Here is a 15,977-nt window from a genome sequence, read left to right on the forward strand (position 1 = left end):
TCAGCCAATCCTTAGGCACGCTCCTGAAGCGCTGTCTTTAGTTCTTCAACAGTGATCGATGTTGTGCCTATTTGGCCCACAACGATTCGTGCGGCGATATTCGCCAGTTTTGCTGCTTCGCGCCTGTCAGCCCCTGCGGCGGATGCGACTGCGAAAGTGGCGATCACCGTATCGCCCGCACCCGTCACGTCGTAGACCTCCCGGGCCAGGGCCTTGAGATGAAATGGCTCGCTGTTCGATTCGAAGAGTGTCATGCCTTCTTCGCCCTGCGTAACTAGCAATGCGTCGACTGAGCGGTCTGCGAGCAGTTTTGAACCGGCTAATGAAACGAGGTCGACCGTATTGATATCCATACCAGCAGCATCAGCAGCTTCACGGCGATTCGGCGTCAAAAGCGAGGCGCCGTCATATTTCGAATAATCCCTTCCTTTGGGATCGACTACTATAGATTTTCCTGATTCGCGAGCCATTGCGATCAGTTGGCGCAAAATGCGTTTCGTGAGTAAGCCTTTGGCATAGTCGGAAACAACGACGATGTCCGCGGTCGGCATGAGTTCGGCAAGTGAAGCCAAAACGAGTTCTTCTTCAACATCCGAGATATCAGAATCGGTCTCCTGATCGAGTCGAATGACTTGCTGGCCGTGAGCAACTATGCGAGTCTTTACCGTCGTTCGTCGGCCAGGGATCGGAATGATATGACCGCCCGGAACACCAAACGATTCGAGTGAGGTTGGAAGAACGGAGCCGTCTTCATCATCTCCGACGATACCAACGAGAATTGGTCTGGCACCGAGACCGGCTACGTTCGATGCAACGTTGGCTGCACCGCCTGGAACATTGGTGTTATGAGCTAATCGGACTACCGGTACCGGTGCTTCTGGCGAGATGCGATCGACGCTTCCCCAACAATACCGGTCCAGCATTACGTCGCCCACGATCAGGACGTTGAGCCCGCTGAAATTGTCGATGAACTCCATTATTGATTTGTCTTTGCGTTCGTTTTCTTGCCAACGTGATCGTCAACAAGTTCGCACCAAATATGTGCGGTCGTTATATGCATTTCCTGGATTCGAGCCGTCCTTTCTGACGGCACGAGTATGCACGCGTCCGACAATGCCGCAAGTTTCTTTCCTTTTGCACCCGTCATTCCGATCACTTTGCATCCAAGGCCACGCGCAGTCATTACAGCGGAAATAACGTTCGGTGAGGTGCCGCTGGTACTGATTGCGATAAGACAGTCCCCTTTGCGACCCAAAGCCTCGACCTGCCGTGCAAATATTCGTTCAAAGTCGTAATCGTTCGCCAAAGCGGTTAGGGCCGAGGTGTCGGTTGTCAGCGCTATTGCCGGTAACGCGATGCGTTCGGTCTCATAGCGGCCAACAAACTCAGCAGCAATATGCTGTGCGTCAGCCGCACTTCCTCCGTTGCCGCAGATGAGTATCTTGCCGCCGTTCTCAAGCGTCTCAAGAATGATATCGGAGCATGCCTTGATCGCTGGGACACATTCCGAATACACACGCTCGAAAACCTCACGATGCTGGTCGAGCGATCTGATCACAATGTCGTTGCTGCCGGTCTCAGAGACCGCGTTATGAGCATTCATACCTTCGATGACCTTACTTGTAGAATAGCCCTCGACCAACGGTAAAGAATGAACCTCGCCGCCGGTTTCCATTACGAACCCTGCTCCGACGATCTCTTCGACCTTCCAATCGCCGCCTTTGACGAGCACATCCGGTCTTATTTCTCGGATCAATCGTTCGGGTGTTAACTCGCTGAAAACTCTGACCTCATCAACTGTCCGCATCGCCAAAAGGATCGAGCTACGCTCTTCTTCATTGAAATACGGTCGGCCAACTCCCTTTATCGAACGAACCGACGAATCGCTGTTTATTCCAACGATCAGTTTTGTCCCGAGCGATCGGGCCCGACGCAACAGATCGATGTGGCCAGGATGGATAATGTCAAAACAGCCATTTGTAAAAACAACTTTCTCCATATTGAAAGAGGGTCATCTCGCCAATGGACAATTATCTTTTCACGGTTTTGCCAACGGTAATGCGGTTGGGCTCTTACCGATAAAAAAGCGGATCAACAACATTCCTACGAATGAGATCACAAGTACCTTCGAAAGGTATGGGACGATAAGTCCATACGTGCCCTCATATGAGATCGCGGTCAAGATCATGTAGTAGATACATGCTCGCCAATATGCGAACTCTTTACCCTCGATCAGCGCCGCGTAAATTATCCTCAACAAGAATCCGAGCACGATCATCCCTAAAGGAACTCCGATCGGGCCGAAATTTCGAAGGAGATCGCCCATAGGCGTCATCGTAAAAGAATTTTCGCTGTAATTGAAATACAGGTCCGCGTACTTGCTCGGTTCGATGGATATCGGCTTGTCAGCCCATATCGCCCTCGGAATAAAAAATGTAATCGTGTCGACCCAAATATTGTTATTTATTCCCCAAAGTTCCTCGTACGGAGCTAAAGCTTCATAATTAGAAACGATCACCGCCAACGAACTTATGGAATCTAATCGTTCAGCTAATGCACCAAATCCTCTTGAAAGGCTTGCATCAATGTCGCCGGACGATAAACTTTCCATCGTGTCAACTACGACAGAACCGATCTGAGAGAGACTGGCTTGCTCCTGCGAACCCTTGATCTGCCGGAATGTCGTTCCGTAGATCATACCTATCACAAGTGCAAGGGTGACCAGAATGCCGCCGATGAAATGATGCTTCGCTGTGATCTTTCGCCCTGAGAGCACGAATGCGCAGCCGACCAGGATCAATAAATGGATCAACCCGCCGCGATTTCCCTGAAATGCCGTCCGGCCGATCGCCGTTGCCAGCAACAATCCGAGCACAATATAGTGCATCGCACCGAAATGCCGTGAACGAAAGATATAGAGCCACAAGAAGAAACTGGCTTCGAGCAGAAACAGTGAAAATAAGAATATGATGCCGTCGAACGCCCCGATCTCATCGACCTTTTGAAAGCCGATCAGACCCATGCCGAAAGCTATGACGGTGTTGGCCATGCCAATTCCAAGGAGTATCAGGCCCGGAACCGCCACCTTATCCTCTTTCCAATTCCAGCTTGGGAGGAATTTGAAGATCGAGTCGCCGATGACCTTGCCGTAATGCAACGAGAACCCGATCGCAAGGCCTCCGTAACCGAGCATTACGTAAACAAATGTGAGCGGCAGGTTGTATCGGTCGTCTTGTACAAAGCTAAGAAAGTACGGCTGCGAAAGCCCGGCCGCCAAGACAAAACCGCCGATAACAAAGCCCGGGAAGAAATAGGACCAGGTAGCGAATACAAGGGGGTGGAAAAGGTCAAACTTGCCGCGTTTGATAAGCAAAACACTTGGCAATACGACAACAACTCCTGTAGCCAATGCCCACGGAACCAAATAGAATCGGCTTAAAGGATCATCGAACCCGATCTCCAACAGGATCAGGGTAAAGACGATAATAGCAACCACACCCCATAAGATAGCGATACCGTATATGAAGTTCGGCGAACCCTTTGGGATCGGTGTACTAAGTTGTCTTGAAACGTTCATCTCTATCTCAGTTTAGCAACCGCAATAACGCCGTCGCTTAGTTGAGGCGAAAGCCAGACGGCAACGTCGTTAAAGACATTGTAAAACCAACGATTGAATCTGCGATGTTCTTTACCGACATCGTAAAAATAGCTTTGAGTGACCTCGAGTCCCATTCTTTCCAGCGTAAGCCCGAGTGTCCGGTAAGAATAGTAAGCAACATGGTCTGGGTGAACGGGTTCGTTTGTACCGCCTTTTCCGCGAAGGAAATAGACCAGGAAACGCATCGCACAGTAAGCGTTTATGGTCGTGATCACTAGTTCGGTATCGGCCGACATGAATCTTTTTATCCCGTTGAGAAACAGTCCTGGGTTGTTGAGGTGCTCGATCATCTCGCCGGCAATTATTACGTCAAACGTCTCGTCGATCTCAACCTCGTCCAGATTCTCAAGATCTGCGACGAAAAGCTTATTGCATCCGTGTGCTTCAAGTATCGCGACGCCTTCTGCGTCGGCGTCAAAACCGTAGAGGTCAGACGCGATCTCTCGCAACTCGAAATGAAGAAGCATATCGTTCGCGATCGCCTCCGCCGTATATGGAAAATTTGTACAGCCGAGATGCAGAACCTTCTTCCCGCGGCAAACATCCTTGATGAAATCGACTCGCTGAACTAGCGATAGGTTCATTGACATCCGTCAAATGTCCAGTAGTTTTTGTGGTAGTATATGGTCTTTGCAACGTCCATGAACACCTTTCGATTAAGCCAACTATCGAAACGAAATTCCCGACGTTCGACGCACAAACAACACCAGTACAATTATTTACGAGTTAGCTACAAGCAAAACTGGCCCGGGAAAAGTTTACCAAATGCAGTGGTCTTTGTCTTGCAGCACGCATTTGCACATTACCTGTAGTTAACACGATACCCACTGAATGCGGATGGAAACCACTAGCGATGAGATAAAAAGCGCACAGCCTGGAGTGATAAGCGTCATCACATTATTGGTTTTTTTGGTTGCGTTGAGTCCGATCTGGGGTGTTTCACACTTCGTCCAACAGGACGGTTCAGGCCATTTGTATATCTCGTACGTAATGAGCCGTCTCGTCAGTGGCGATGAGTTTTTTGCGACAGCGTTTTCTCTGAATTCCCTTGGGGTACCTAATTCGATCGGTCATTGGGTGATGACTGTTCTGTTAGGCGTTTTTCAGCCTTTTGTTGTTTCTAAAGTAATTGCCACCTTGACGTTCCTAACCATCGCAGTAGGCGTCGTGTTTCTAAGAGCGAGAACCAGCCGCGTTGGGGTCGATCACCAATTTGTACTGTTCGGTTCGGCGATTGCGTTTAATTCTCTTTGGTTGGCCGGCGGTCATAATTTTATCTTTGGCACTTCGATATTCGCGTTCACCATCGGGGCGTATTTCATTTGGCGGGAACAAATGACATTGCTTCGAGTCCTGTTCCTTGCACTTCTACTTCTGCTCGCGTTTATTGGACATATCGTCAGCTTTGGCGTCCTCGCCGGTAGTATATTGATTCTGGCTTTGACGACCCGCCGTGAGATCTTAGCGAAAACACTCTTATTAACCTCATTCGCCTTCGTTCCGCTAATTCCGGTGTTGTTCGCGTATGTTGGGATTGGAGGTAGCGGCGAGCCCCTTAGACCGAACTGGCGACATCTTGAGGACTTCACATCTTTGACATCATGGGTGAAACAGCTTTCTTCGGTGGATCCATTTGTATTGATCAGCCGGCGATCGCTGCCGTTTCTTGAAATCAAGAGTTCATACGCGGTATTGGCCGCACCCTTGATATGGATCTTTGGGGCCGTTGTCTTGTTCTTAGTGGCGACGATTCGGTCGATCGGATTTCGAGGTCTGTTTTCATATGAGCGTCGGCCCTTTCTGTTACTTACGCTCATTGCAGTCATCTTCGCCCTTTTTGGTCCCGATGACTTTGGACTGTTGAATGGCAGTATTCTTCGGGAAAGGCTGCTGATCTGCAGTTTGATATTGTTTGTTCCTTTGATCAGTTTAGCGCCGAAGACATTCGCCAGAGTCCCTTTGACCGTTGCCCTCACGTTCGTTGTGCTTTTTCAGACGGCATCGATGTGGGACTTTGCGATCTCGGCTGATCGCGACGTCCCACCATTTATGGAGGCTAAAAGTGCTTTGAACGAAGGCGATACGGTTGCTTCCGTTGTGATAGTTCAGGACAATTCAAAATACCACTCGATACCATTGACTCAATTGAACAACTACCTCGGCATCAACCGACACGTAATAGTGAGTGATAATTATGAGATCGGACATCGGCTGTTTCCGGTGGTGGCGAAGGATATCGAGGAACAACGGTTTGTGTTCGATCTTACGACCTCGAACATCTTCTATCTTAATGACCCGAAATTCGATTTTGACGCAACACTTTCGAAACTCGACCGAACGCTGCAAAGAGCAGGCAAGAGAGTCGATAAACTGGTTCTTTGGGGTGAGCACGAACGCGTTGAAACCGTGATTCGGAAATGGTTTGACGCAACTCCCATCTTTTCAAACGCTCAAATTCGGGTCTTTAGTGCAAAGAGGTTATAATCGGCATGATGACAGGGCAAGAACTTGTAGAAAAGGATCCGGCGTGCCTTTCCATAGTTGTTCCGGCGTTTAATGAGGCGCGGACTCTCGAATCGATCGTTCGTAAGCTGACAAATGTTCCTAATCTGCTCGAGATCTTGATCATTGACGATTGTTCGACCGACGAAACACCGCTGATCGCCGAACGGCTATGTAATGAGTTTCCGTTCATTAAATACTATCGGCAGGACGTGAATCGCGGAAAGACTGCCGCCCTGAAGCGCGGCTTTTCTCAAACCACCGGCGAGATCGTAATCGTACAGGATGCCGATCTTGAGTACGATCCGGCTGAGATCCCGGAAGTGATCCGCCCGATCTTGGAAGGTTTTGCGGATGTGGTTTACGGCTCACGATTTATGGTCAAACGGGCGGCGCGCGTCCTGTACTTTTATCATTACCTGGCAAATAAGGGCCTCACGTTCATTTCGAATGTTCTCACGAATCTGAATATCACCGATGTGGAAACGTGCTACAAGGCGTTTCGCGGCGAGATCATCCGAAATATGACGATCACATCATCAGGATTCGGTTTCGAGATCGAGGTGACAGCTAAAACCGCTAAGCTCAATTGTGCGATTTATGAGGTTCCGATCAGCTATTACGGCCGGACATACGAAGAAGGAAAGAAGATAACCTATCGTGATGGCGTGGCTGCGCTTTATTATATTTTTCGCTTCAATCTATTCTGTTCGCTGAACAGATCGTTCACGACTGTCCCTCAACTCGGTCCAAGACCACAGAGATTGCTTGGCCAGGATTCGATATGAACGCAGACAAAGTCGAGTACGCTGGCAAAGACCTTGAGGCCATGGACTTTGCGGTTCGTTATCATAATTGGATCCTTGAGGTATTTCGCCCTTATCTCGGTAAGCGGATCGTAGAAGTCGGGGCCGGTACGGGGTCGTTCTCTGAATTATTGTTAGAAACTCAACCTGAGTCGTTAACCCTTGTCGAACCGTCGGAGATGTTCGAACGACTCGAACTCGCAATGGGTTCGAGGAATGGCGTTGCTAGGCCACGACTCCATAACAACATTTTCAGAAATGTCGCGGCTGAGATAAAAGACGAGCAACGGCCTGATTCCATCATTTATGTGAACGTTCTGGAACACATCGACGACGACGAACTAGAGCTCGAAGTGGTTCACGATACGCTCGCTCGTGGCGGCCGGCTTTTTATTTTTGTGCCTGCAAATCAATTTCTCTTCAGCAATTTTGACCGCAACATCGGTCATTATCGCCGGTATGGAAAAAAGGAACTGCACCAGAAGCTCGATGCGGCGGGTTTTCGGTTGGTCAAGTCACGATGGTTCGATCTGCCCGGTGTATTGCCTTGGTTGATCAAGTATCGATTTATGCGATCTACGACAATGGGGTCCGGTGCTGTTCAAGCATACGACCGGTACATCGTGCCAGCTATCAGGCCGATCGAGAACCTCATCAATCCGCCGATTGGAAAGAACCTGATCGTAATTGCCGAAAAGGCTTAAGTCGATCTTAGAACGCGTTTTAGCATCAGCTTTTCGTCGTCGGTCACAAACCCAAGAACCAGTAGGACGAGAGCAAATATTGCAGCACCAAAGATAGTCGTGACTGCGAAAGAAGGCCAGGTAAGTGCGAGTGATCGACCGATCTGCATCATCGCGAATCCGCAAATTAAACCGGCAACCGCGAGGATACCAAGTGTCTTAAGCCAGAATCTCAACTGAAACGAGCCGAAGATCGACCTTTCCAAATAGATCACTGTAAGCAGCATCGAGAAAAACGCAACCGCCCGTGCGATCGCGATGCCGAAGATTCCCAGATACGATCCGAGCCAGATCATAAGAGGAACCGCGACGATCAAGCCGATCAACATCGTGATGAAGTTAAACTTGGTGTGACCCAGACCTTCAGCGACCTGAAATGCAACAACGTAAAGTGCCGCAAAACCGAAAGCCGCGATCTGCAAGATCAGGACGTTAGCCGACCGGTCACCGAATTCAACTCCGACCCACAGAGTCAGAAAATCTCCACTTCTTGAAAGCAATACGGCCGCCGGGAATGCGACAAGAAAGCAGACGGTCTTGGTAGCCGAGCGATATAGCTTGAGCAGACCTGTCCTATCTGAGTGAAGCTCGCTAGCAAGCGGGAATACGACCATCGTTACGCTTAGTATGAAGCCATGGAGGAGGATTCCTAAGGACATCGGGACTACATAAAAAGTGAGCGATTCACTTCCAAATCTGGCCATTATCCATCCGCGTTCAAATAGTAGCAGTACATTCGCTGCTATCTGGTAGCCAACGACCCCGACGCTGTATCCTCCGACCAAACGAATAGAATGGCGGCTGAGCCCCGAAAGCATATGAGAACCGCGGAGAAGCCGCCTCGATGTCGCAAAGGATAATATGCAGGAAACGGCGACGACGGCAAGATTCCAATAGAGCAATGCGATCAAGCCAAACCCGGTCAGTGCGAGTACGAGGTTTCCTATTAGGCCAGCCAAACTACTGAAATTCTGTATTCTGGCAAACAGATCAAATCGATGAAATCCCTGAACGATCGAGGTGAAAACTTGTCCAAGCATCAACAAAAAGATGATAAGGCCTGATATACGAATTGCGAACACGGCATTTTCTTGGACCGCAGGAGCCAGTCGGAAAACATCATGCACCAACCATTCCGCACACAAGAGGACCACAATTAAGCCGACCGATCCGATGAGAGTATTTATGAAAAGTGTTGCGGAGATGACGCCTGGTATATCGCTCGAGAGACCTTTTGCGCGAAAGTCCGCTATGTACTTTGTAACGGCTCGGCCAATGTTGAAGTTGAATGAATACGCGATGAAGCCCAACACAAGTGCGTAGATACCGTATTCGATATTGCCGAGGTTTCGAACTATGATGGGGGTAACGATAAAACTAAGGCCGAGCGGCAGCAGCCATGTGGAAAACCCATGGATCGCATTTCGAAATGTCCCCTGTTTTAACGGCCGATCAGTCATTCCGTTCCCGGATAGCCTCACGATAGCGGGCTAACACGATCCTCGACATATCATGAACACTGAACCGCTCCAGAACATGAAGCCGGCCTGCCTCGGACAATCTCTTACGAAAACCAAGATCCTTCGCAAGCGTTTCGATCGCATCAGCAAGCATTGCCGGATCGCCTGCCTTTACGAGTAATCCGGTCTCACCATTCTTGATCGCTTCCGGAATCGCATTGACATCCGTTGCAATGCTCGGAAGTCCGGAAGCCATTGCTTCGAGTAACGCGATCGGCAAACCTTCGACGTAGCTTGGCAAGGCGAAGATATCAGCAACATGAAAAAACCGCAGAACGTCGAGACGGCTCTCCGCGAATTCCGACGAAATCACCGGCCGAAAACGGTCGTCCAGGCGGAATGATTCGACCCTTTCCGTATCCGAGCGATCCGGCGGCAGCGGCATCATCCAGAGGAATCTAATGTTATCAATACGGTCGGCAGCCGCCTTTCCCGCTTCAAGAAAGACCCACCTTCCCTTTCGGTCGACGAATTGACCTACGGCCAGCACAACGACATCGGATTCGCGAATGTTGAGCTTTCGCCTAAGTCCGGTGCGATCGGCCGTTGCTTTGGCTTCGTCGATCTGTACCGGATCGATACTCGTATACGTCACATCGATCTTTTCCCAGAATGAAGGTGTGAACCAATTTCGGAATTTCAACTTAGTATCTTGATTCGATGCAAATATTCTCAGCCGAGGTAAATTGGAGACGATCTTCAAGCGAATTTTCCACATCGCACGACGGATCGGCGAAACGTCCGATGGAAAATTATGCATTGTTACGAAAACCCGGGTGCCTAACAGAGAAAGTGAAACGAGCAATTGCCAGGACTGCCACGGTGCGAGTTCGATATGAACAACGCTCCGCGTCCTGTCGATCTTTTCGATGCGGCGTACTATCTCACGCTCTGAACGCACTCGACGAAGCTGCCTATGGATCTTGCCTGCGATCGAAGTCGGGTTCGTCAGATCAAGGCTGTTCTCGAGGAACTCGATATTGACATCCGTCTCGTTCAGGAACCGCAGAAGTTCTTCGGATGATCCTCGGGGTAAGATAACGGTGACGTTCCATTCTGCGAGGGCTGCATTTATGATGGCGAGAAAATAGATCTGAGCCCCGCCCCAATTCAGATAGTTCCAGATAAAATAGATCGTGGGTTTTTCATGAGCGACTTCCATCTGAAGCGGACCTTGTATGGGAACCTGATCGTCATCAGACCGGTCACACAAGTTGGGTCAACAGCGAACGATCAGATCCCCGAAGGGCTCTCGGTACGGTGGCGGTTCAAACCGTTCGGCGACGGCCTATTTATCGAGTACTTTACTGCTTTTTTGAAAATCAAAAAAAGATAACAAAAATAGGCGGCCATCGCCTTCATTCTTGAAGGGGCCGACTCCCAACGCGCGATGAACTGCCGCCGCAAATTAAGAGGGTGCTTTTCATCTTTGAACAATACCTCAATGGTACGACGCAGACCTAACGAATGAAGTGGTGCGGGGTAGGTGTTCGGTTCACACCAAACAAATGCCTTCGGCTCGATCATCAGCCGCCATCCGGCTTTGCGCATTCGCATCAAGTATTGGGCATCGCCCCAGCCATGTGGAAATCGACGTTCATCCATAAGGCCATTTTCCCTGATCGCCGCCACCGGAAACAAGACGCAATTCCCGACGATACACTCGACGCCAAATGCCGATTGCGGAACATTGAATGCGGTTAGATCTTCCGGCATCACCCAACCGCCCTTCAATGTTTCCCATCGTTGGCCGACCTGAAATACCTTATGCGGCTGATCCCAAAGCAATAAGAGTGCACCAACGATCGATCGCGGGTCCTTGTCAGCGGTCTCGATCATTCTCTTTAGAAATTGATGATGAAAAACGGCATCATCATTCGCAGTTAAAATAAACTCCGGATCAAACTGCAGTGCTGTCTCGATTCCCCGGTTTGTGCCGGCAGCGTAATGTAGGTCCCCGTCACCTAGAACCAGGTGCACATCCGGAAATTGTTCGGCGATCGCAGCCGCCGTACCATCGGGAGACGCGTCATCAACTACTACCACGTGAACCTCGAGTCCGCTGCGGTCTATTCGGGCGAGGCTTCTCAGTCCTTGAAGTGTTGTATCGCGCCGGTTATACACCGGTATCACGATCGCAATTTTCCGTAGGGCAGGGTGGCTAGTTTGCTTTTGCATTAACAAAATCACCTACAGAGGAAATGCGAACCTGCTCTTCTATCCACACATAGGTCCTCTTTAGGCCTTCTTCGAGCGATATCTGGGGTTCCCAGCCGAGCACCTCGCGCAAAAGCGTGTTGTCCGAGTTCCTTCCGCGGACGCCTTGCGGGCCTTCGACATGAACGGGTGTTACAGACACACCGGCAATTTCGGCGATGATCTCTGCAAGCTGATTAATAGTGACCATCCGATCCTGGCCAAGGTTGAGAGGTTCATGAAAATCTGATCGCATCAAGCGGTAAATGCCCTCGACACAATCGTCAATGTAACAGAAAGAACGGGTTTGTTCGCCGTCGCCCCAGATCTCGATCGTTTGACTGCCGCCGAGTTTTGCCGCGGCGATCTTACGGCACATTGCCGCAGGCGCCTTTTCGCGGCCGCCGGTCCATGTACCGTTCTCTCCAAAAATGTTGTGGAAACGTACGGTCCGGGTCTCGATACCGTAGTCTTCACGATAGTGCATACAAAGCCGTTCGGATATCAGTTTTTCCCAACCGTAGGCATCCTGTGGGTAGGCCGGATAAGCATCTTCCTCACGCAGCGGTTTTGCATTCGTGTCTTCCTGGAGGTGCTCTGGATAGATACAAGCAGAACTCGTGTAAAGGTAGCGGGACACATTGTTCAACCGCGCGGCTTCGAGGGAATTCAAGTTTATCAACGAGTTGTTATAAAGGATTTGCGCGTGATGCGAGGAGATAAAACCCATTCCGCCCATATCGGCAGCAAGCGCGTACATTTCATCGATTCCGCGAGTTGCCTGTAGGCAGTTGTCCCATCGACGGAGATCGAGGATCTCGAAATCATCTGCATCGGAAACCGAAAACTCAGGGTATTTCAAATCGACGCCCCGGACCCAATAACCCTTTTTCTTCAAGGAGGTAACCAAATGACTGCCTATGAAACCGCCGGCACCGGTGACCAAAACCTTCGTCTTGTCTGTCATACAATGAACTAAATTACTGAGTGCTTACTTAGGATCATCTCCCGAGCGGTAATTGTCGCGATGGTAGTAGCTTTGATAGTAATAATAATTGTCCTGCGATCTGAGATTCACATTGTTCAAAACCACGCCGACAATCTTCGCTCCCACATCGATCAAGGACTGCTTGGTTCGCCGAACCACCTGACGCGAGCTCTTTCCGGAATGGACGACGAGTATCACGCCATCAACCATCGAAGCGATCAAAACACCATCCGTGAATGAGGTGATAGGCGGAGAGTCAATGACCACATGGGTGAAATGTTTCTGAAGGACCTTTAGCAGGCTTGCCATTTGTTCAGACCCTATCAATTCGGCCGGATTTGGCGGAATCGGCCCGGACGTCAGCAAATTGAGCTTGGTTCCGTCGTCGGTCCTGATGGCTTTGAGTATCTCGGCCTCGCTTAACTCACTAGACAGCAGCGTACTAAGGCCAATTCCGTTGGTTATGTTAAAGACCGAGTGCAGCCGCGGCCGCCGCATGTCCGCGTCGATTATCAAAACTCTTGCACCTGTCTGTGCGAGACTTATTGCCGTGTTTGTGGCCGTGGTCGTCTTTCCTTCGGACGGAAGACTCGATGTGATCAGCAGCGACTTCGGAGGATGGCCTGCGGTCGATAGGAGGATCGACGTTCTCAACTGCCGATACGCCTCGGCAAGTGACGAGCGAGAATCGGCATAGATCAGCAATTCGGAATTTGCCGGATCGTCTTCGGCAGGCCTTTCAGCATTCCCGACGAGTAACAGCCGACGCTTCGGCATGGAGTCGATCGTAGGGATCGCCGCCAGAGCCGGGAGTTGCAGATAATTCTCGATCTCCTCGGTAGTCCTGATCGTATCGTCTAAATATTCGAGGAACAAGGCGAGTCCCATGCCGAAAAGTGTCGAAAGAAACAGCGCAGCCAATACGGTAGTTAATCGTCGGGGGGCGACCGGCGTGTCCGGAGGGATGGCAAATGCGGCTACTCGGATGTTGTTGTCGGTTCCCTGCGTCGCAATGTCATTCGAGCTTTGCTGTTTTCTGAGATTATCAAGAAACCCTTTATTGGTTTCGATGCTCTGCTGCAGGAGCTTGAGCATGACGGCACCGGCGTTCTGGCCCTGAGCCTCGTTCACCTGGACATCAAACGCCGCGCGTATCTTGTCTTCTTTTTCCTTGGCTCGACGATATTTCGTTTCCAATACATCGATCAGGGTTTTTGCAGTTCTTTCACGAAAAGTCGCGATCTCAGCATTCGCGCGATCTGTCGCGGTCTTAAGTGACCTTTCGAGACTTGCGATCTGCGAGTCGATCTCTTTTATTTCAGGCGCAGATTCCTTATATTCCTCCAGTAACTTCGCCCGGGTCGCAGCAAGGCCGGCGATCGCCTTGTCCGTTTCAGTGCGATTGTTAAGAATGAAATTCTCGCGTTCTGTAATATATCGGGCGCTTTCTGCCTCGGCGAGTGATTTGAGGCGCTCGGGTGAGCCCTTGACCGAGTTGTATTCCGCCTCTGCTGTTTTCCTGTCGTTTTCTGCGGTAAGTAGATCTTTGTTCAATCCGCCGAGTCTCTCCAAAACGATCGTTTGGTCGCCGGGTGTCTTCAAGATACCTTCGCTCCGTTCAAGCTCGACCAAGCGTACCTCGTCGTTACGGATATCCGCTTGGAGGTCCGAAATTCGCTTTTGCAAGAAGTCGCTGGTCTTTCTCGATGTGCCAGAGCGCTGTTCCTGATTTGTGCTCGCGAACGTTTCTCCGAGGCCGTTAACTACGAAGGCAGCAAGCTCTGGATTTGTGTGCCGAAACGATATCTCGATCAATCGCGTATCCTTGAACGTCGCTCGCGGCTCCCTGACAGGCTCGACCGTCAAGTTATTCCTGATGATCTCGACATAAGGTGCGAGGCGGATCGCCTCGGCAATCTCATCCGCAGAAACGAGGCCCGAGTTCAATGAATTGACCGAATCAGCCGTGCTCGTTGTGTCCTTTGTCGTATCACTCGCGAGTCCGATCGCTCGAAGCATAGAACGGAAGGCAGAAACTGAACCTTCGCTTTTAGCCGACTGAAATTCTTTGTTCGTGTCTAAACTATGTTCGCGAATCACCTGTCGCAACACGGAATCGCTTCCAAGCAACTGCAGCTGTGTGTTGAAATATGTCGGGTCAGGGTTGGAAAGCGGTCGCTGACGGTCACTAGTGACCAGATCCGGATTCGTTTGTTCGAGATCGACCTGGATCGTGGCTTTCGCCAAAAAGATATTCGGCTTGCGCGCCATATAAATCGCCGCAAGCGTAGTTACGAGAACGGCGATCCCGACCACAAGCCATAGCCGTTTTCTGATCGCCCGCCAATAATCGAGAATCTGAAACCCGTCTTGGGCATAAGTTTCGCGATACGCCGGATACCTGCCCATGACGGCAATTGAAGGCGTTTCAAATGGACGTTCAAGATCCACCACCGGATCGCTTAGCTTCTGAATGATTTCTCGACTTTCCTTCATAGAAAAAAACTATGGTACGCGGTAAAAGATCGATGGGATACCGTTTGTGAGAGAACGCCCAATACTGTTGATAATGCTCTTTGCCCGATCCTCACTGACTGCAACGATGTCGTTCGGTTCGAGGAAAGGATCATTGACCTTGCGCTTGCTGATAGCATCAAGATCGTAAACGAACTCGTCGCGTTCCGGGCTTCCCTGCCGTTGACGTAGGATCCTCACGCTGTCTTTCTTTGTTGCCGGTTTCAGGCCTTCCGCCGATGCGATGGCTTGAGTGAGCGTGAGAGGTTCTTTCATGATCACCTGGCCCTGTTTGATAACATTACCTGTAACGTACACGACATCGGCCTCACGAACCGAGACAGTATCACCTGGCATCAACGGAACATTCTCCTTCGCCTCGAGCACGTCCCGCAGTTTGAAATCCAGTAGGATCAGGTCATCTCCGTCCGTTTTCGCCATACTCTGCGGTTCATTGAGCTTACAATTCGAGGTGCTGCCCGTCCGCGCAATAAGTACTCTCGACCCCGCCTTTTCCGTTTGCCCTCCGGCGTGGGCGAGCAATTCGAGGAGCCGGATCGGCCTGCTGATGAAATAGATACCTGGTTTCTCGACCGCCCCGATGACGGCGAAGGACTGAGATCGCTGTTCGACCGCGACGACCCGAACCTGAGGGTTTTTCAAATAATCCTTTTGGTAGGCCGCGGCGATCTCGTCCGCGAGTTCGCTTTCTGTTTTGCAAACTGCCGCAACCGGTTCTGACAGCCGGAAAAGATTGATCGTCCCATTCGTATTGACGCTAACTCGTTGGGTAAGGTCGGGATGACGGTACACCTGTATCTCAAGCGTATCTTGATAGCCGATCCGGTATCGCTCTTCTTGACCGGTTAGGTTCGAGGCAGGGGTGGAGACCGGTTGGCGAACAGCCGTGGTCTGCGGCTCGGTCGACTGAGCCGAAACGTCAAGCCCTGTGATGACCGCAATAGTGACCAATGCAGTAATAAATAACCTGTTTCGCATTCTAGATCTCCAATTTCTCCACTGGCACTACACCGAATACTTATCGTCTAA

General features: G+C 50.5%; 13 protein-coding genes. 3 read left to right on the forward strand and 10 right to left on the reverse strand.

Annotated features, from left to right (window positions below; translation table 11 throughout):
• Window positions 1-11: 11 nt before the first annotated feature.
• Genes rfaE1 through IPM28_03095 form a run of 4 tightly spaced genes read right to left on the reverse strand, consistent with a single transcriptional unit; the run spans window position 12 to window position 4,242 of the window.
• Window positions 12-977 (reverse strand): D-glycero-beta-D-manno-heptose-7-phosphate kinase, encoded by a 966-nt coding sequence (gene rfaE1 / locus IPM28_03080; GenBank protein MBK9171977.1) that lies wholly within the window; start codon window positions 975-977, stop codon window positions 12-14.
• Window positions 977-1,999: a D-sedoheptulose 7-phosphate isomerase gene (gene gmhA / locus IPM28_03085; protein MBK9171978.1), complete on the reverse strand. Its 1,023-nt coding sequence runs from the start codon at window positions 1,997-1,999 to the stop codon at window positions 977-979. The genes rfaE1 and gmhA overlap by 1 nt, the downstream gene beginning before the upstream one ends.
• Window positions 2,000-2,038: 39 nt before the next feature.
• Window positions 2,039-3,577: a hypothetical protein gene (locus IPM28_03090; protein MBK9171979.1), complete on the reverse strand. Its 1,539-nt coding sequence runs from the start codon at window positions 3,575-3,577 to the stop codon at window positions 2,039-2,041.
• A 2-nt stretch (window positions 3,578-3,579) separates the two neighbouring features.
• Window positions 3,580-4,242: a methyltransferase domain-containing protein gene (locus IPM28_03095; GenBank protein MBK9171980.1), complete on the reverse strand. Its 663-nt coding sequence runs from the start codon at window positions 4,240-4,242 to the stop codon at window positions 3,580-3,582.
• Window positions 4,243-4,495: 253 nt separating this feature from the next.
• Here IPM28_03095 and IPM28_03100 point away from each other — a divergent pair, with 253 nt between their 5' ends.
• Genes IPM28_03100 through IPM28_03110 form a run of 3 tightly spaced genes read left to right on the forward strand, consistent with a single transcriptional unit; the run spans window position 4,496 to window position 7,670 of the window.
• The gene (locus IPM28_03100) at window positions 4,496-6,142 is read left to right on the forward strand and encodes a hypothetical protein (protein MBK9171981.1); all 1,647 of its coding nucleotides are present in this window, start codon (window positions 4,496-4,498) and stop codon (window positions 6,140-6,142) included.
• An 8-nt stretch (window positions 6,143-6,150) separates the two neighbouring features.
• On the forward strand, window positions 6,151-6,948 hold the full coding sequence (locus IPM28_03105) for a glycosyltransferase family 2 protein (protein MBK9171982.1): 798 nt from the start codon (window positions 6,151-6,153) through the stop codon (window positions 6,946-6,948).
• Window positions 6,945-7,670: a methyltransferase domain-containing protein gene (locus tag IPM28_03110; GenBank protein MBK9171983.1), complete on the forward strand. Its 726-nt coding sequence runs from the start codon at window positions 6,945-6,947 to the stop codon at window positions 7,668-7,670. The genes IPM28_03105 and IPM28_03110 overlap by 4 nt, the downstream gene beginning before the upstream one ends.
• On the opposite strand, the gene IPM28_03115 is transcribed toward IPM28_03110, so the two are convergent.
• From IPM28_03115 to IPM28_03140, 6 genes are all read right to left on the reverse strand, one after another.
• Entirely contained in the window at window positions 7,667-9,169 is a 1,503-nt protein-coding gene (locus IPM28_03115) for an oligosaccharide flippase family protein (protein ID MBK9171984.1), read from the reverse strand. The genes IPM28_03110 and IPM28_03115 overlap by 4 nt on opposite strands.
• On the reverse strand, window positions 9,162-10,391 hold the full coding sequence (locus tag IPM28_03120) for a glycosyltransferase (GenBank protein ID MBK9171985.1): 1,230 nt from the start codon (window positions 10,389-10,391) through the stop codon (window positions 9,162-9,164). The genes IPM28_03115 and IPM28_03120 overlap by 8 nt, the downstream gene beginning before the upstream one ends.
• Window positions 10,392-10,462: 71 nt before the next feature.
• Complete coding sequence (locus IPM28_03125; GenBank protein MBK9171986.1) at window positions 10,463-11,407, reverse strand: glycosyltransferase family 2 protein; 945 nt, start codon at window positions 11,405-11,407, stop codon at window positions 10,463-10,465.
• On the reverse strand, window positions 11,391-12,392 hold the full coding sequence (locus tag IPM28_03130) for an NAD-dependent epimerase/dehydratase family protein (GenBank protein ID MBK9171987.1): 1,002 nt from the start codon (window positions 12,390-12,392) through the stop codon (window positions 11,391-11,393). Before IPM28_03130 ends, IPM28_03125 begins: the two co-directional genes overlap by 17 nt.
• A gap of 24 nt (window positions 12,393-12,416) precedes the next feature.
• Window positions 12,417-14,909 (reverse strand): polysaccharide biosynthesis tyrosine autokinase, encoded by a 2,493-nt coding sequence (locus IPM28_03135; GenBank protein ID MBK9171988.1) that lies wholly within the window; start codon window positions 14,907-14,909, stop codon window positions 12,417-12,419.
• A gap of 9 nt (window positions 14,910-14,918) precedes the next feature.
• Window positions 14,919-15,926 carry a polysaccharide biosynthesis/export family protein gene (locus IPM28_03140; GenBank protein MBK9171989.1) on the reverse strand — a complete coding sequence of 336 codons (1,008 nt, stop codon included), beginning with the start codon at window positions 15,924-15,926 and terminating at the stop codon, window positions 14,919-14,921.
• Between the last annotated feature and the right edge of the window lie 51 nt (window positions 15,927-15,977).

The sequence above is a fragment of the Chloracidobacterium sp. genome, assembly GCA_016716305.1.
Classification (GTDB): Bacteria; Acidobacteriota; Blastocatellia; order Pyrinomonadales; family Pyrinomonadaceae; genus OLB17.